This window comes from Pseudomonas atacamensis, from assembly GCF_017167965.1.
GTDB lineage: Bacteria > Pseudomonadota > Gammaproteobacteria > Pseudomonadales > Pseudomonadaceae > Aquipseudomonas > Aquipseudomonas atacamensis.
In genome coordinates, this window is sequence record NZ_CP070503.1 from 4,794,653 (window position 1) to 4,812,086 (window position 17,434).

Genomic DNA, 17,434 nt, shown 5'->3' on the forward strand with positions numbered 1-17,434 from the left:
ATCGAGCGTTACGCGGTTTCTACCGTCGGAAAACTCTTCACCAGTTCGTCCAGAGCTTTGAGCTGGGCCAGGAATGGCTCCAGTTTGTCCAGACGCAAGGCGCAAGGGCCGTCGCATTTGGCGTTGTCCGGATCCGGATGCGCTTCGAGGAACAGACCCGCCAGCGACTGGCTCATGCCGGCCTTGGCCAGATCCAGAACCTGGGCACGGCGACCGCCGGCGGAGTCGGCACGACCGCCAGGCATTTGCAGCGCGTGGGTCACGTCGAAGAATACCGGGTATTCGAACTGCTTCATGATGCCGAAGCCGAGCATGTCGACCACGAGGTTGTTGTAGCCGAAGCTCGAACCGCGCTCGCAGAGGATCAACTGATCGTTACCGGCTTCTACGCACTTGTTCAGGATGTGTTTCATTTCCTGAGGTGCGAGGAACTGGGCTTTCTTGATGTTGATCACGGCATTGGTCTTGGCCATCGCGACGACCAGATCGGTCTGACGCGACAGGAAGGCCGGCAGCTGGATGATGTCGCAGACCTCAGCGACCACCGCAGCCTGATCCGGCTCGTGGACGTCGGTGATGATCGGCACGCCGAAGGCTTGCTTGATGTCCTGGAAGATGCGCATGCCCTCTTCCAGGCCAGGACCACGATACGAAGTCACAGAAGACCGGTTGGCCTTGTCGAAGCTGGCCTTGAACACGTAAGGGATACCGAGTTTCTCGGTGACCTTCACGTACTCTTCGCAAACCTGCATGGCCATGTCACGGCTTTCCAGCACGTTCATGCCGCCGAACAGGACCATGGGTTTGTCGTTGGCAATCTCGATGTCGCCGACGCGGATGATCTTCTGTGCCATCGGGTTACGCCTTCTTCTGGTGTTGAGCCAACGCGGCTTTGACGAAACCGCTGAACAGCGGATGACCGTCGCGTGGGGTCGAGGTGAATTCAGGGTGGAACTGGCAGGCAACGAACCATGGATGATCCGGCGCTTCAACCACTTCGACCAGCGCAGCATCGGCGGAACGACCGGAGATTTTCAGGCCGGCTTCGATGATCTGCGGCAGCAGGTTGTTGTTCACCTCGTAACGGTGACGATGACGCTCGACAATCACGTCCTTGCCGTAGCAATCATGGACTTTGGAGCCCGGCTCAAGCAGGCAATCCTGTGCGCCGAGACGCATGGTGCCGCCCAGATCGGACGCTTCGGTACGCACTTCGACAGCGCCGGTGGCGTCTTCCCACTCGGTGATCAGACCGACAACCGGATGGCCGCTGGCACGATCGAACTCGGTGGAGTTGGCGTCTTTCCAGCCCAGCACGTTACGGGCGAACTCGATGACCGCCACTTGCATGCCCAGGCAGATGCCGAGGTACGGAACCTTGTTTTCGCGAGCGTACTGAACGGCAGTGATCTTGCCTTCCACGCCACGCAGACCGAAGCCGCCCGGCACCAGAATCGCGTCGACACCTTCGAGCAGCGCAGTGCCCTGGTTCTCGATGTCTTCGGAATCGATGTAGCGCAGGTTGACCTTGGTGCGGTTGCTGATACCGGCATGGCTCATCGCTTCGATCAGCGACTTGTAGGCGTCGAGCAGTTCCATGTACTTGCCGACCATGGCGATGGTCACTTCGTGTTCCGGGTTCAGCTTGGCATCGACCACTGCGTCCCACTCGGACAGGTCGGCGCTGCCGCACTGCAGACCGAAACGCTCAACGACGAAATCGTCCAGACCCTGCGAGTGCAGGATCCCCGGGATCTTGTAGATGGTATCGGCGTCTTCCAGCGCGATTACCGCACGCTCTTCAACGTTGGTGAATTGCGCGATCTTGCGACGCGAGGACACGTCGATCGGGTGATCGGAGCGGCATACCAGCACGTCTGGCTGCAGACCGATCGAACGCAGTTCCTTGACGGAGTGCTGGGTCGGTTTGGTCTTGGTTTCGCCAGCGGTGGCGATGTACGGCACCAGCGTCAGGTGCATCAGCATCGCGCGCTTGGCGCCGACTTCGAAACGCAACTGGCGGATGGCTTCGAGGAACGGTTGCGACTCGATGTCACCGACGGTGCCACCGATTTCGACCATCGCCACGTCAGCGTCACCGGCACCCTTGATGATGCGGCGCTTGATTTCGTCGGTGATATGCGGGATTACCTGGATGGTTGCACCCAGGTAGTCGCCACGGCGCTCTTTGCGCAGCACGTGCTCGTAGACACGGCCGGTGGTGAAGTTGTTGTTCTGGGTCATGGTCGTGCGGATGAACCGCTCGTAGTGCCCCAGATCCAGGTCGGTCTCGGCGCCGTCATGGGTGACGAACACTTCACCGTGCTGGAACGGACTCATGGTGCCTGGATCGACGTTGATGTACGGATCCAGCTTCAGCATGGTGACCTTAAGCCCCCGCGCCTCCAGGATAGCCGCCAATGAAGCCGAGGCAATGCCTTTCCCCAATGAAGAAACAACACCGCCCGTGACGAATATGTAGCGCGTCATGAAAAACCCTAGAAGTCTGCGTTAAAGCGGAACGAGCCGCCGGGGAAAGCGAAGGAAGGCCGAAGCCCCCGATCACCTGCATTAATCACAGTGCACCTTTCGAAAAAACCGCCGCGTTGTGACAGACCGGCAGATGAAACACCGGTACGTTGCTCGCTACACATTTTTTGGAATCGCCCAGCAAAGACTGCTTGGTAATCGGCAACTCCTGCAATTCAGGCGAATCCACAGAAGTTGTATCAAGAAGGGAGCGTAGTCTACCGGAATGCTCCTTTCAGCTCAAACCTTGATCTTCGTCTGTTGGCTGCCAGTGCAATGTCCAGCCTTCGTCCATCTGACCAGCAAGACCCGACAGGTTCGCCACGGCGAGCAATTCTTCACCACGAAACAGCAGCGGCAATCTGCCACGCACGAAGGCCGGCACCGCGCGCTCGTTGAGCAGACGCTTGAGATCCCGCCTGCCGCGCTCGGCCAGTTGCATGACCTCACCGCCCTGCCGATAGGCAATACGCAAAGGCCCGGATGGAGCTTGCCCGTGGAGCATGACGCGTCCGTTATCCGGCAAGCGTAGCGCTGAAGTCGGGGTCTGCCAGTCGGCGCCGATCACTGGCGTGCCCAACCAATTGCCGCTCAGCCACCAGACGCGACCGGCGCTGCGGTGCAGCTCTCCGTCGGCCAGGCGCCAGATCGGTGAAGCGTCGGCGCCGGCATTGCACAGCGTTGTCCAACCCGACCAATGGTCAGCATCCGGCAGCCGGGTCAACGGTTCGAGCCAGTGGCTGAGGGCATTTCGCTGGCGCGCGTCAGACAACGCCGTCAATGGTGTCAGCTCCAGCGATGGCACACCCATCCAAGCGAATTCATGGGGCGTTGCGGCTTGTGCGAGATCAATCTGCGCCAGCTCATCGAGCAAGCCCTGCGCCTCACGCAGATGCGCAGCCGTTCGCGCCATGCTCGCCTGCGCTTGCGGCCAGCGTTCGGTCAGCAGCGGCATAACTTGCTGGCGCAGGTAGTTACGGGAAAACTGGCGATCCTGATTCGACGGGTCTTCGATCCAGCGCAACTGATGCGCCTGTGCATAACCTTCCAGCTCAGCACGACTGACATCCAGCAACGGTCGAACCAGCGTGCCCTGTCCCACTGGACGCTGCTGCGGCATCGCGCCGAGCCCGCGGACACCGGCACCGCGCAACAGCCGAAACAGCAGGGTTTCCGCTTGATCGTCGCGGTGCTGGCCAGTCAACAGCACGTCATTGCTCTGCGTCAGCGAACTGAACGCGGCATAACGCGCATCCCGCGCCGCCCGCTCCAGGCTCGCCCCGCCCTTCACGGTGACCCGCTCCACTTGCAACTGCACGCCCAGCGCATCGCAAACGTCTTGGCAGTGTTGCGGCCACGCATCGGCCGCAGCCTGAAGGCCGTGGTGGATGTGGATGGCGCTTAACGCAGGGAGGGATTCGGTGTTCGCCAGGGTGGCGAGCAGATGCAGGAGGACGGTGGAATCGAGGCCACCGGATAAGGCGATGCGCCAGTGAGCGACGTGGCGCCAGGGCTCAAGGTTCAGCAGAAGACGGGATGGCAAATCAATCATGGACTGACCCATAGCTCTCTCTTTGCCCCAAACAAATGTGGGAGCGAGCCTGCTCGCGAAGGCGGTTTAACATTCAACACATTCGTCGAGTGCTATACCGCTTTCGCGAGCAGGCTCGCTCCCACATGGGTATCGCGCTTCGACTTAGAGACCGTAGCTCATCAAGCGATCGTAACGGCGCTTGAGCAGCGCTTCGTTATCGAACTGCTTGAGCATCGCCAGTTGCGAGCTCAGCTCGGCGCGGATCGAAGCGGCGGCAGCAGCCGGGTCACGATGGGCGCCGCCCAGTGGCTCGCTGATCACTTTGTCGACGATACCCAGGCCTTTCAGACGCTCAGCGGTGATGCCCATCGCTTCAGCGGCATCCGGCGCTTTCTCGGCGGTTTTCCACAGGATCGACGCGCAACCTTCCGGCGAGATCACCGCGTAGGTCGAATATTGCAGCATGTTCAGTTGATCGCAAACGCCGATGGCCAGTGCGCCGCCGGAACCACCCTCACCAATTACAGTGGCGATGATCGGAGTCTTCAGACGCGCCATCACACGCAGGTTCCAGGCAATCGCTTCGCTCTGGTTGCGCTCTTCAGCGTCGATGCCAGGGTAGGCACCCGGGGTGTCGATGAACGTCAGGATCGGCATCTTGAAGCGCTCGGCCATCTCCATTAGACGGCAGGCCTTGCGGTAGCCTTCCGGACGCGGCATGCCGAAGTTGCGGCGAACTTTCTCACGCACTTCACGGCCCTTCTGGTGGCCGATGATCATCACCGGCTGGTCCTCCAGACGGGCGATACCGCCAACAATGGCAGCGTCATCGGAGAAGTGACGGTCGCCGTGCAGTTCGTCGAACTCGGTGAAGATGTGCTCGATGTAATCGAGGGTGTAAGGGCGTTTCGGGTGACGCGCCAGGCGTGCGATCTGCCAGCTGGTCAGCTTGCCGAAGATGTCTTCGGTCAGCGTCTTGCTCTTGTCCTGCAGGCGGGAGATCTCATCGCCGATATTCAGCGAATTGTCATTACCGACCAAGCGCAACTCTTCGATCTTGGCTTGCAGGTCGGCGATCGGCTGTTCGAAATCTAGAAAATTCGGGTTCATAGGCGTCCGTCTTGGGTCGTGTCCCAAGTGAGCTTGGGCCGGCCGGTTGTCTATTCGCGCCCTACCTTAAGGGAGAGGCGCGCTGAGGTCGAGATTAAAAATTCAGATTGCGGGCAAGCGCCATGATGGCACTTGCCGGTCAACGGTATTGGAGGAAGACGTTGTCTCGCCCGAACTGGTCACGCAGGGCTTGAATCAAGGTATCCGCCGGGTCGATCCGCCAGGTCTCGCCGAACTGCAGCAAGGTCTTCGCATCCGGGCTGGTGTACTCCATGGTCACCGGGCACGCGCCGCGATGACGCTTGAGCAGTTCGCCCAACCAGCGTAGCTGATCGCCTTTCAGATCCTGGGTGTGCAGCTTCAGGCGCAGGCTTTCGGCCAGATTGGTCCGCGCATCTTCCATGCTCATCACCCGTTTGACCCGCAGGCGCAGGCCGCCGGAGAAGTCGTCATTGCTGACCTCGCCTTCGACCACCACCATCGCGTCGGTCTGCAGCAGCGATTGCGCCGAATGGAACGCATCGGCAAACAACGACGCCTCGATCCGCCCGGAGCGGTCGTCGAGGGTGATGAAGCCCATCTTGTCGCCTTTCTTGTTCTTCATCACCCGCAGGGCAATGATCATCCCCGCTACGGTTTGCGTGTCACGCGCCGGCTTCAGGTCGATGATGCGCTGGCGGGCGAAGCGGCGGATCTCGCCTTCGTATTCGTCGATCGGGTGACCGGTCAGGTACAGGCCCAGGGTATCTTTTTCACCCTTGAGGCGTTCCTTGAGGGTCAGCTCCTTGGCCTTGCGATGGGACGCGTAGACGTCGGCATCTTCTTCGACGAACAAGCCGCCAAACAGGTCGGCGTGGCCACTGTCGTGGGTTCGCGCGGTCTGCTCGGCCGCCTTGATCGCCTCTTCCATCGCCGCCAGCAATACCGCGCGGTTACGGTCGATGTTGGCCTGATAGGCCTTTTGTTCGTCGTGGAAATACGGGCCGAGGCGATCCAGCGCGCCGCTGCGAATCAAGCCATCAAGAGTTCGTTTGTTGATGCGCTTGAGGTCGACCCGCGCGCAGAAATCGAACAGATCCTTGAACGGACCGGCCTGACGCGCTTCGGTGATCGCCTCAACCGGACCTTCACCGACACCTTTGATCGCGCCGAGGCCGTAAACGATGCGGCCGTCGTCGTTCACCGTGAACTTGAACTCCGAAGTGTTCACGTCCGGCGCGTCGAGGCGCAGCTTCATCGTCCGCACTTCTTCGATCAAGGTCACGACCTTGTCGGTGTTGTGCATATCCGCCGAGAGTACCGCGGCCATGAACGGCGCCGGGTAGTGGGCTTTCAGCCAAGCGGTCTGGTAGGACACCAGGCCGTAAGCGGCGGAGTGGGATTTGTTGAAGCCGTAACCGGCGAATTTCTCCACCAGGTCGAAAATGTTACCGGCAAGATCCGCGTCGATGCCGTTGGTCGCGCAACCCTCAATGAAACCGCCGCGCTGCTTGGCCATTTCTTCAGGCTTTTTCTTACCCATCGCTCGACGCAGCATGTCCGCACCGCCGAGGGTGTAACCGGCCATGACCTGAGCAATCTGCATCACCTGTTCCTGATACAGGATGATGCCGTAAGTCGGCGCCAATACCGGCTTGAGCCCGTCGTACTGGTAGTCGGAGTGCGGATAGGCCAGTTCGGCGCGACCGTGCTTACGGTTGATGAAGTCGTCCACCATGCCCGATTGCAGCGGACCGGGACGGAACAGTGCCACCAGTGCGATCAAGTCTTCCAGGCAGTCGGGCTTGAGCTTTTTGATCAGCTCTTTCATGCCTCGGGATTCAAGCTGGAACACCGCCGTGGTTTCGGCTTTTTGCAGCAACTGGTAGGTCGGCTTGTCGTCCAGCGGAATAAAAGCGATATCCAGCGGCGGCTCGTTGACCTTGGCGCGATCGCGGTTGATGGTTTTCAGCGCCCAGTCGATGATCGTCAGGGTCCGCAGGCCGAGGAAGTCGAACTTCACCAGACCGGCGGCCTCAACGTCGTCCTTGTCGAACTGGGTTACCAGACCGTCGCCGGCCTCGTCGCAATAGATCGGCGAGAAGTCGGTCAATTTGGTCGGCGCGATCACCACACCACCGGCGTGTTTGCCGACGTTACGCACCACGCCCTCGAGCTTGCGCGCCATCTCCCAGATTTCCGCCGCTTCTTCATCGACCTTGATGAAGTCGCGCAGGATCTCTTCCTGCTCGTAGGCTTTTTCCAGGGTCATGCCGACTTCGAACGGAATCATCTTCGACAGACGATCCGCCAGGCCATAGGACTTGCCCTGCACCCGCGCCACGTCACGGACCACAGCCTTGGCGGCCATGGAACCGAAGGTGATGATCTGGCTCACCGCGTTGCGGCCGTATTTCTCGGCCACGTAATCGATCACGCGGTCACGGCCGTCCATGCAGAAGTCGACGTCGAAGTCGGGCATCGAGACCCGTTCCGGGTTGAGGAAACGTTCGAACAGCAGGTCATATTCCAGCGGGTCGAGGTCGGTGATCTTCTGTACGTAAGCCACCAGCGATCCGGCACCCGACCCACGGCCCGGACCTACCGGTACGCCGTTGTTCTTGGCCCACTGGATAAAGTCCATCACGATCAAGAAGTAACCGGGGAAGCCCATCTGGATGATGATATCCAGCTCGAAATTCAAGCGGTCGACGTAGACCTGGCGCCTGGCTTCGTAGTCTTCGGTGGTGTCCTTGGGCAGCAGCACCGCCAGGCGTTCTTCGAGCCCTTCGAAGGAGACCTTGCGGAAATACTCGTCGATGGTCATGCCATCGGGGATCGGGAAGTTGGGCAGGAAGTGCGTGCCCAGCTTCACTTCGATGTTGCAGCGCTTGGCGATCTCGACGGTATTTTCGATCGCATCGGGAATATCGCTGAACAGCTCGAGCATTTCCTCGGCGCTTTTCAGGTATTGCTGATCGCTGTAATTCTTCGAACGACGCGGGTCATCGAGGGCGCGGCCTTCACCGATGCACACACGGGTTTCGTGGGCGGCGAAGTCTTCCTGCTTGATGAAGCGCACATCGTTGGTCGCCACCAGCGGCGCGCCAAGCTTGTCGGCCAGCGCCACGGCGCCGTGCAGTTGCTCTTCATCGTTGGGGCGGTTGGTGCGCTGGATTTCCAGATAGAAACGATCCGGGAACACCGCCATCCACTCGCGCGCCAAGGCCTCGGCTTCCGCCGGGTTGCCGCCGATCATGGCCATGCCGATCTCGCCTTCTTTGGCGGCGGACAGCATGATCAAACCTTCGTTGGCCTCGGCCACCCATTCGCGCTCGACGATGACCATGCCGTTGCGCTGGCCTTCGATGAAGCCACGCGAGATCAGTTCGGTGAGATTGCGATAACCCTGAGCGTTCATCACCAGCAGGCTGAGGCGGCTCAGCGGTGCATCCGGGTCCTTGTTCGCCAGCCACAGGTCGGCGCCGCAGATCGGCTTGATGCCGGCGCCCATGGCGTTTTTATAGAACTTGACCAGGGAACACATGTTGTTCTGGTCGGTGACCGCGACCGCCGGCATGTTCATGGCGGTCAGCGCTTTGACCAGCGGCTTGATCCGCACCAGCCCGTCGACCAGGGAGTATTCAGTGTGCAGGCGTAGATGAACGAATGAAGCCGGCATAGTGATCCTGTCCAGTTACATAGAGACAACGAGGCCCGGATTGTACCGGGCCTCGAATAAAACATCAGCCTTGCGCCTAAACCTGCGTCAGGCTTTCCCGCGCCTCGTAAGCCAGGCGTACCGGGGCAAACGAGCGGCGGTGAATCGGCGTCGGGCCGAGCCGCGCCAGTGCTTCCAGATGAACGGGCGTCGGGTAGCCTTTATGGCCGCCGATGCCGTAGCCCGGGTAGATCAATTCGAACGCCGCCATTTCGCGATCACGACTGACCTTGGCCAGAATCGACGCCGCCGCGATCGCCGGCACCTTGCCGTCGCCCTGAATCACCGCCTCGGCACGCATCGGCAAATGCGGGCAGCGGTTACCGTCGATCATCGCCAGCTTCGGCTGAATATGCAGACCGGCAACCGCGCGCTGCATGGCCAGCATGGTCGCGTGGAGGATATTCAGATCGTCGATTTCTTCAACTTCGGCGCGGGCAATACACCAGCTCAGGGCTTTCTCGCAGATCTCGTCGTAGAGCTTTTCGCGCTTGGCTTCGGTGAGCTTTTTCGAATCGTCGAGGCCGAGGATCGGCCGGTTCGGATCGAGAATCACCGCTGCCGTTACCACCGCACCGCACAACGGACCACGACCGACTTCATCAACACCGGCGACCAGTTCTTCGACTTCGGCTACCAGAGTGAAATCCAGGCCCATTTGCATGCTTGTCTTGCTCATTGTGGTTTGCCGATCAGGTCAAGGACGGCTTGCGCCGCCTGATTGGAAGCATCGCGCCGCAGCGTGCGGTGGATCTCGTCGAAGCCTCGGGTCTGTTCATCTCCGCCATCGATCAATGGCGAGAGTGTCTGCGCCAACGCCTCGACAGTCGCATCATCCTGCAACAACTCCGGCACCAGCAAGCGCTGAGCGAGCAAGTTGGGCAGCGACACGTACGGGCTCTTGACCATGCGTTTGAGAATCCAGAACGTCAGCGGCGCCAACCGATAGGCCACCACCATCGGTCGCTTGTACAGCAGTGCTTCAAGGGTAGCAGTGCCGGAAGCGATCAACACGGCGTTGCACGCGGCGAGGGCCAAGTGGGATTTACCGTCGAGCAATGTCACCGGCAAATCCCGACCAGCAAGCAAGGCCTCGAGTTGCACCCGGCGTTCCGGGTTTGCACAAGGCATGACAAAGCGCACGCCCGGACGCATGGCGCGCAGACGTTCGGCAGTGTCGAGGAACAGCGCGCCGAGGCGACTGACTTCACCGCCACGGCTGCCCGGCATCAACGCCACCAGCGGGCCGTCGGGCAAACCCAGCTCGGCGCGTGCAGCGGCGCGGTCGGCTTGCAGCGGAATGGTATCGGCCAAGGTGTGACCGACGAAACGCACCGGCACGCCTTTCTCTTCGTAGAATTTCGCTTCGAACGGCAACAGGGTCAGCATCAGATCGCAGCCTTCGCGGATCTTCAGCACCCGTTTCTGCCGCCATGCCCAAACCGACGGGCTGACGTAATGCACGGTCTTGATCCCGGCCTGACGCAGCTTGAGTTCGATATTGAGGTTGAAATCCGGCGCATCGATGCCGATGAACACGTCCGGCTTTGCGGCAATCAGTGTGGCAATCAGCTCTTTGCGGCGCTTGAGCAATTCACGCAGCCGACCGAGAACCTCCACCAGCCCCATGACCGACAAGCGCTCCATGGGAAAGTAGGAGGTCAGGCCTTCGGCCTGCATCAACGGACCGCCGACGCCGATGAACTCGACTGCCGGGTGCTGTGCCTTGAGCGCGCGCATGAGGCCGGCGCCGAGAATGTCACCGGAAGCCTCACCCGCCACCAGCGCAATACGCAGACTGGCCATGATCAGCGGGTGATGCCGCGAGTCGACGCCTGGATCGAATCACGGAACACGGCGACTTCAGGGAACTGCGCAGACGACTCGGCCAGTTCGGCCAACGCCTGTTCGACCGTCAGGCCCTGCCGATAGACAGTCTTGTACGCGCGGCGCAGCGCATGAATCGCGTCTTCGCTGAAACCGCGACGGCGCATGCCTTCGAAGTTCATGCTGCGCGCTTCGGCCGGGTTGCCGAACACGGTGACGAACGCCGGAACATCCTTGCCGATCGCCGTGCCCATGCCGGAAAAGCTGTGGGCGCCGATGTGGCAGTACTGATGCACCAAGGTGAAACCGGAGAGGATCGCCCAGTCGTCAACGTGTACATGCCCGGCCAACGCAGTGTTGTTGACCAGAATGCAGTGGTTGCCGATGACGCTGTCATGGCCGATGTGGGCATAGGCCATGATCAGGTTGTGATCACCCAGGGTGGTTTCCGAACGGTCCTGCACGGTGCCACGGTGAATGGTCACGCCTTCACGAATGACGTTGTGGTCGCCGATCACCAGGCGGGTTTCCTCGCCTTTGTACTTCAGATCCGGGGTGTCTTCGCCTACCGAAGAAAACTGGTAGATGCGATTGTGCTTACCAATGCGGGTCGGCCCCTTGAGGATCACGTGCGGCCCGATCACGGTACCCTCGCCGATTTCCACACCTGCGCCGATGATCGACCACGGGCCGACCTCGACGCCGTCAGCCAGAACGGCGGACGGATCGATGATTGCGCGAGGGTCAATCAAACTCATACTTTCTGTTCCGCGCAGATGATTTCTGCCGAGCAGACCGGCTTGCCGTCCACCGAAGCCTGGCATTCGAACTTCCAGATCTTGCGCTTGCAGCTGATGAATGTCGCTTCAAGGATCAACTGATCGCCCGGCTTGACTGGCTGGCGGAAGCGCAGCTTGTCGGAACCGACGAAGTAATACAGGGTGCCGTCGGCCGGTTTGACGTCGAGCATCTTGAAACCGAGGATCCCGGCAGCCTGAGCCATCGCTTCGATGATCAGCACGCCCGGCATGATTGGATGCGCAGGGAAGTGACCATTGAAGAACGGTTCATTGATGCTGACATTCTTGTAGGCGCGAATTCGCTTGCCTTCAGTGTCCAGTTCCACCACCCGGTCCACCAGCAGGAACGGGTAACGGTGAGGCAGGTATTCGCGAATCTCGTTGATGTCCATCATTTCAGGGGAAAGCCTATGTAAAGATTGGGAGCGCGACTGACGCGCACTCCTCTAGCAAATCAAGGAGGCAGTCCAGAGGCTGTGCACACTTGATATGGAAATGGTATCAGCCATCAGATGAAGCATTGCCGTCAGGGGTCACTTCCCCAACGCGCTTTTCCAGCTGTTTCAACCGTCGCGCGATGTCATCGAGCTGACGGATGCGGGCCGCGCTTTTGCGCCATTCGGCCGCCGGTTGCATGGCTGTGCCGGAAGAATAGGCGCCCGGCTCGGTAATCGAGTGAGTCACCATGGTCATCCCGGTCAGGAAAACGTTGTCGCAAATATCAATGTGGCCGACCAGACCAACACCGCCGGCGAGCATGCAGTGCTTGCCGATTTTGGTGCTGCCGGAAATGCCGACGCACGCGGCCATGGCGGTGTGATCACCGACCTGGACGTTGTGCGCGATCTGAATCTGGTTGTCGAGCTTCACGCCATTGCCAATCACGGTATCGGCCAGAGCGCCGCGGTCGATGGCGGTGTTCACGCCGATCTCGACATCGTCGCCGATGGTCACGCCACCGATCTGGGCGATTTTCTGCCAGACGCCTTTTTCGTTGGCGAAGCCGAAGCCCTCACCGCCGATCACTGCGCCGGACTGAATAACCACACGCTTGCCGATGCGCACATCGTGATACAGCGTAACGCGCGGAGCGAGCCAGCCGCCTTCACCGATTTCACTGCGCGCGCCGACTACGCAATGCGCGCCCAGCGTCACCTCTGCAGCGATGCGTGCACCGGCTTCGATCACCACGAACGGACCGATGCTGGCACTTGGATCAACCACTGCGTCCGCCGCGATCACCGCTGTCGGATGAATCCCGCCAGCCGCTTTTGGCTTTGGATCGAACAGATGCGAGATACGTGCATAGGCCAGATAAGGATCAGGCACCACCAGGGCATTACCGGCAAAACCCTCAGCGTCGGCTGCCTTGAGCAGCAGTGCAGCTGCTTGAGAACCGGCCAGGTATTTGCGGTATTGGGGATTTGCCAGAAAGCTCAACTGAGCTGGGCCAGCCTCTTGCAAAGTGGCTAGCCCAGTAATTTGCCTCTCGGGGTCGCCACGCAGGGTGGCGCCGAGGTGCTCGGCCAACTGGCCGAGCCTGATAGTCACGGTCATGGGTTACTTCAGCTGATTCATGCGCTCGATAACCTGGCGCGTGATGTCGTACTGTGGTTTGACATCGATGACTGCGCCACGCTCGAACACCAGGTCAAAACCACCCTTCTTGATGACTTCTTCCACAGCGCTGTCCAGTTTCGGCTTCAGTTGCTTGAGCATTTCACGGTCGGCAACGGCTTTGGCTTCGTTCAGCTCCTTGGACTGGAACTGGAAGTCGCGGGCCTTTTGCTTGAATTCCAGCTCCAGACGCTCACGCTCGCCCTGCTGCATTTTGTCGCCACCGGCCATCAGACGGTCCTGAATGCCTTTGGCGCTGCTTTCCAGGGTTTTCAGCTTGGTCAGTTGCGGACCGAACTTCTTCTCGGCATCCACGGCGTACTTCTTCGCCGCGTCGGATTCCAGCAGTGCCATCTGATAGTTCAGCACGGCAATTTTCATGTCGGCGAACGCCGGGCCTGCCACCAGTACGGAGGCCAGGAGAACCAATTGAGTCAACTTACGCACGATGCACTCCTACAAAATCCATTGTCGTTATCTTGGGTCAGACGCTTAGAACGTCTGGCCGAGGGAGAATTGGAACACTTGAGTTTCAGCGTCATCCGGTTTCTTCACCGGCATCGCCAGCGCGAAGCTCAACGGTCCCAGTGCGGTGACCCAGGTCACGCCCACACCTACGGAGCTGGCCATGTTGCTCAGGCTGATGTCGTTGCACTTGGTGTTGGACGACGAGCCATTGGCGTTCGTAGTGTCCTTGCACTGCGAGTCAAATACGTTACCCACATCCCAGAACACCGAAGTCCGCAGGGAACGCTGATCTTTCACGAATGGCAGCGGGAAAAGAACTTCCACACCGCCCTGGATCAGGACGTTACCACCGAACGGCAGTGGATCCTGGTCAGGGTCGGCGATAGTGCCCGGGTTGGTACCACGGCTCGGCGTACTGCGCGGGCCAAGGGTGCTGTCCTTGAAGCCACGTACCGAGTTGAAACCACCTGCATAGTAGTTTTCATAGAACGGCAAGCCGTCGGTCGAACCGTAACCGTCGCCATAACCGAGTTCGGTGTGCAGGCGCATGGTGTAGTTTTCGGTGATCGGCTGGAATAACTGGCCACGATAGTCGAGCTTGAAGAACGACAGGTCGCTGCCGGGGATGGTGGTTTCCAGAGTCAGGCTCTGGGACCGGCCACGGGTCGGCAGTACGCCTTTGTTCAGGGTCGATTCCGACCAACCGGCCGAAGCCTTGAAGTTCAGGTAGTTATCGCCTTCCTTGTTAACGAAATCGAAAATCTCGTCAACGGTGTAGCGACCGGTGTTGATCTTGTCCTGTTGAACGGAAGCACCGAAGGTCAGACGCGAAGTCTCGCTGATCGGGTAACCGACGTTCACGCCGGCACCGAGGCTGTCTACCGCATAGCTGGAAATATCGGCATCGAGTTCATCGTAGTCGGTGGTGCGATAGAACGCGTTGTAACCAAGGCTCACGCCATCGGCGGTCCAGTACGGGTCAACGTAACCGAAGTTGTAACGGCTCTGATATTCGCTGCGGGTCAGACCGATGCTGACGCGGTTACCGGTACCGAGGAAGTTGTTCTGGGTGATCGAACCACCGAGGATCAGACCGGCGCTCTGGGCGAAACCGACGCTGGCGGTGATCGAACCGGAAGCCTGTTCTTCAACGGCGTAGTTCACATCAACCTGGTCGTCGACACCTGGCACGGCCGGGGTTTCAACGTTGACTTCCTTGAAGAAGCCCAGACGTTCCAGACGGGTCTTGGACTGGTCGATCAGGTAGGTCGAAGCCCAGCCGCCTTCCATCTGACGCATTTCACGACGCAGCACTTCGTCTTCGGACTTGGTGTTGCCACGGAAGTTGATGCGATTGACGTAGGCGCGCTTGCCCGGATCGACAGCGAAGAGGACGTCCACGGTGTGGTCGTCATCATGCGGCTGAGGAATACCGTTGACGTTGGCGAAGGTGTAGCCCTCGTTACCCAGACGACGGGTGATCAGCTCGGAGGTGGTGGTCATCAGCTTGCGCGAGAACACCTGGCCCTTCTGCACCAGCAACAGCGACTTTACCTGGTCTTCAGGGACTTTCAGGTCGCCGCTGAGCTTGACGTCACGAACGGTGTACTTCTCGCCTTCGGTGACGTTGACGGTGATATAGACGTGCTTCTTGTCCGGGGTAATCGATACCTGGGTCGAAGCGATGTCCATGTTGATATAGCCGCGATCCAGATAGTAGGAACGCAGACGCTCCAGGTCACCGGAAAGTTTTTCGCGGGCATATTTGTCATCGTTCTTGAAGAACGACAGCCAGTTGGTGGTTTTCAGTTCAAACAGGTCGGTCAGGTCTTCCTCAGGGAAAACCGTATTACCTACCACGTTGATGTGCTGGATGGCGGCAACGGTACCTTCGTTGATCTTCACCTTCAGACCCACGCGGTTACGCGGCTGCGAAACCACTTCGGTGTCGACGGTAGCGGAGTAACGACCTTGGGCAACGTACTGACGCTGCAGTTCGTTACGCACACCCTCGAGGGTGGCGCGCTGGAAGATTTCGCCTTCGGCCAGACCGGATTGCTTGAGGCCCTTCATCAGGTCTTCAGTGGAAATCGCCTTGTTGCCTTCGATTTCGATACTGGCGACCGAGGGACGCTCGACCACGGTGATGACCAGAACGTTGCCTTCGCGGCCCAGCTGGATATCTTGAAAGAAACCGGTTTTGAACAACGCACGAGTGGATTCCACCAGGCGACGATCATCCGCCTGCTCGCCGACGTTCAACGGCAAGGCACCAAAGACGCTACCCGCGGAGACCCGCTGGAGGCCATTGACGCGAATATCAGAGATAGTGAAGGACTCGGCGTGAACTTCGGCGATCATCAATACGGTGAGAACCGCAGTTAGCAGCAGACGTTTCATGAAGTCCTTTCTTATTCCAACTGGCAATAAACAAACTGCCGCAAAATGCGGCAGATTCGCAATTCAGCGAAGCGTTACAGTCGACCCAGATCGTTGACCAGAGCAAGCAACATCACCCCGACCACCAAACTGATACCGATCTGTATCCCCCAACCTTGCACCCTATCCGACAAGGGGCGACCACGCACCCACTCGATCAGATAAAACAACAAATGCCCCCCATCCAGTACAGGAATGGGCAGCAAATTCAGAACGCCCAGGCTAATACTCAGATAAGCAAGGAAATTCAGGAAATCAGCGACGCCCGACTGGGCAGAAGCGCCCGCCACTTTAGCAATGGTTATCGGTCCACTCAAGTTTTTTACCGAGAGCTCGCCGAACAGCATTTTCTTCAGTGAATCCAGCGTCAGAATGCTCATGGTCCAAGTGCGACGGGCACCCTCGCCAATCGCGGCCAGCGGGCCATAACTGACCTCGCGGATCATTTCCGGCGGCCAGTCGATGGCTTTGACGCCAGCGCCCAGATAACCGCTTGGCGCTTTGCTTTCACCGCGCGCCGCCAGGGTCACAGGGACGTCGATTTGAGCATTGTCGCGCTCGATGCGCAGCATGATTTTGGTATCAGGACGCGTACGAACGGTATCGACCACTTGCTGCCAGTCATCGAGCGGCTGGCCATCAAGCGCCAGCAATCGATCGCCGGTTTTCAGCCCCGCCGCCTGAGCCGGGCCTTTCGGGTCCAGCTCGGCAAGCACCGGCGGCAAGGCCGGACGCCATGGACGAATGCCCAGCGAACGGATCGGATCCGGCTCGTCGGCGCCTTTTAGCCAGTTATCCAGTGCCAGCGTGCGCGGCGATTCTGCCGTCGAACCCTGCTCGCGCACCAGCAATTGAATGGCGCCGCTCTCACCGAGACGGCGCACCAATTGCAGATTGACCGCAGCCCAACCTGACGTTGGCTCGCCATCGATCGAAACGATCTCCTGACCGGCGTTCAGACCAGCCTTGGCGGCAATGCTGCCAGACTCGACCGCGCCAATGACCGGACGCACCTGCTCGCTGCCGAGCATCGCCAGCACCCAGAAGAACACCAGCGCCAAAAGGAAGTTGGCAATCGGGCCAGCGGCAACAATGGCGATACGCTGACGTACCGATTTGCGATTGAACGACTGATCGAGTTGATCGACCGGCACTTCGCCTTCGCGCTCGTCGAGCATCTTGACGTAGCCGCCCAAGGGAATCGCGGCGACCACGAATTCAGTGCCTTGCTTGTCATGCCAGCGCAGCAACGGCATGCCAAAGCCCACGGAAAACCGCAGAACCTTGACGCCACAGCGACGCGCGACCCAGAAGTGGCCGAATTCGTGGAAGGTGACCAGCACACCCAGGGCGATCAGGGTGCCGGCAATCATATAGAGCGCGCTCATCTACTTTCTCCGCAATCCTGTT

At 59.6% G+C, this 17,434-nt stretch carries 13 protein-coding genes; all 13 read right to left on the minus strand.

Annotation, left to right across the window (positions count from 1 at the left end):
* Nucleotides 1–8: 8 nt before the first annotated feature.
* Nucleotides 9–854 (minus strand): 3-deoxy-8-phosphooctulonate synthase, encoded by an 846-nt coding sequence (kdsA, locus tag JWU58_RS21970; protein ID WP_016985082.1) that lies wholly within the window; start codon nt 852–854, stop codon nt 9–11.
* Between the two features lie 4 nt (nt 855–858).
* On the minus strand, nt 859–2,490 hold the full coding sequence (locus tag JWU58_RS21975) for a CTP synthase (protein ID WP_016771462.1): 1,632 nt from the start codon (nt 2,488–2,490) through the stop codon (nt 859–861).
* A gap of 274 nt (nt 2,491–2,764) precedes the next feature.
* Nucleotides 2,765–4,093: a tRNA lysidine(34) synthetase TilS gene (gene tilS, locus JWU58_RS21980; RefSeq protein ID WP_206420984.1), complete on the minus strand. Its 1,329-nt coding sequence runs from the start codon at nt 4,091–4,093 to the stop codon at nt 2,765–2,767.
* A gap of 132 nt (nt 4,094–4,225) precedes the next feature.
* Entirely contained in the window at nt 4,226–5,173 is a 948-nt protein-coding gene (locus tag JWU58_RS21985; protein WP_016771465.1) for an acetyl-CoA carboxylase carboxyltransferase subunit alpha, read from the minus strand.
* A 139-nt stretch (nt 5,174–5,312) separates the two neighbouring features.
* The gene (dnaE, locus tag JWU58_RS21990) at nt 5,313–8,834 is read right to left on the minus strand and encodes a DNA polymerase III subunit alpha (protein ID WP_123443049.1); all 3,522 of its coding nucleotides are present in this window, start codon (nt 8,832–8,834) and stop codon (nt 5,313–5,315) included.
* A gap of 76 nt (nt 8,835–8,910) precedes the next feature.
* Nucleotides 8,911–9,537: a ribonuclease HII gene (gene rnhB, locus JWU58_RS21995; protein WP_016771466.1), complete on the minus strand. Its 627-nt coding sequence runs from the start codon at nt 9,535–9,537 to the stop codon at nt 8,911–8,913.
* An 11-nt stretch (nt 9,538–9,548) separates the two neighbouring features.
* Nucleotides 9,549–10,679, minus strand: a complete 1,131-nt coding sequence (lpxB, locus tag JWU58_RS22000) for a lipid-A-disaccharide synthase (protein WP_243432926.1) — start codon at nt 10,677–10,679, stop codon at nt 9,549–9,551.
* Nucleotides 10,680–10,681: 2 nt separating this feature from the next.
* A complete protein-coding gene (lpxA, locus tag JWU58_RS22005) occupies nt 10,682–11,458 on the minus strand; it encodes an acyl-ACP--UDP-N-acetylglucosamine O-acyltransferase (protein WP_073476048.1) in 777 nt (258 codons plus the stop codon).
* Complete coding sequence (fabZ, locus tag JWU58_RS22010) at nt 11,455–11,895, minus strand: 3-hydroxyacyl-ACP dehydratase FabZ (protein WP_016771469.1); 441 nt, start codon at nt 11,893–11,895, stop codon at nt 11,455–11,457. Before fabZ ends, lpxA begins: the two co-directional genes overlap by 4 nt.
* Before the next feature lie 106 nt (nt 11,896–12,001).
* On the minus strand, nt 12,002–13,057 hold the full coding sequence (lpxD, locus tag JWU58_RS22015; RefSeq protein ID WP_206420985.1) for a UDP-3-O-(3-hydroxymyristoyl)glucosamine N-acyltransferase: 1,056 nt from the start codon (nt 13,055–13,057) through the stop codon (nt 12,002–12,004).
* Nucleotides 13,058–13,060: 3 nt separating this feature from the next.
* Complete coding sequence (locus JWU58_RS22020; RefSeq protein WP_003222140.1) at nt 13,061–13,564, minus strand: OmpH/Skp family outer membrane protein; 504 nt, start codon at nt 13,562–13,564, stop codon at nt 13,061–13,063.
* A 45-nt stretch (nt 13,565–13,609) separates the two neighbouring features.
* The gene (bamA, locus tag JWU58_RS22025) at nt 13,610–15,985 is read right to left on the minus strand and encodes an outer membrane protein assembly factor BamA (RefSeq protein ID WP_206420986.1); all 2,376 of its coding nucleotides are present in this window, start codon (nt 15,983–15,985) and stop codon (nt 13,610–13,612) included.
* A gap of 74 nt (nt 15,986–16,059) precedes the next feature.
* Nucleotides 16,060–17,412 carry a sigma E protease regulator RseP gene (gene rseP / locus JWU58_RS22030; protein WP_110600137.1) on the minus strand — a complete coding sequence of 451 codons (1,353 nt, stop codon included), beginning with the start codon at nt 17,410–17,412 and terminating at the stop codon, nt 16,060–16,062.
* Between the last annotated feature and the right edge of the window lie 22 nt (nt 17,413–17,434).

Coding starts and splice junctions, on each gene's coding strand:
- rnhB (WP_016771466.1), bottom strand. CDS start 9,537: ATGCAAATGGGCCTGGATTTCACTCTGGTAGCCGAAGTCGAAGAACTG.
- lpxB (WP_243432926.1), bottom strand. CDS start 10,679: ATGGCCAGTCTGCGTATTGCGCTGGTGGCGGGTGAGGCTTCCGGTGAC.
- kdsA (WP_016985082.1), bottom strand. CDS start 854: ATGGCACAGAAGATCATCCGCGTCGGCGACATCGAGATTGCCAACGAC.
- bamA (WP_206420986.1), bottom strand. CDS start 15,985: ATGAAACGTCTGCTGCTAACTGCGGTTCTCACCGTATTGATGATCGCC.
- fabZ (WP_016771469.1), bottom strand. CDS start 11,895: ATGATGGACATCAACGAGATTCGCGAATACCTGCCTCACCGTTACCCG.
- lpxA (WP_073476048.1), bottom strand. CDS start 11,458: ATGAGTTTGATTGACCCTCGCGCAATCATCGATCCGTCCGCCGTTCTG.
- rseP (WP_110600137.1), bottom strand. CDS start 17,412: ATGAGCGCGCTCTATATGATTGCCGGCACCCTGATCGCCCTGGGTGTG.
- tilS (WP_206420984.1), bottom strand. CDS start 4,093: ATGGGTCAGTCCATGATTGATTTGCCATCCCGTCTTCTGCTGAACCTT.
- lpxD (WP_206420985.1), bottom strand. CDS start 13,057: ATGACCGTGACTATCAGGCTCGGCCAGTTGGCCGAGCACCTCGGCGCC.
- JWU58_RS21985 (WP_016771465.1), bottom strand. CDS start 5,173: ATGAACCCGAATTTTCTAGATTTCGAACAGCCGATCGCCGACCTGCAA.
- dnaE (WP_123443049.1), bottom strand. CDS start 8,834: ATGCCGGCTTCATTCGTTCATCTACGCCTGCACACTGAATACTCCCTG.
- JWU58_RS21975 (WP_016771462.1), bottom strand. CDS start 2,490: ATGACGCGCTACATATTCGTCACGGGCGGTGTTGTTTCTTCATTGGGG.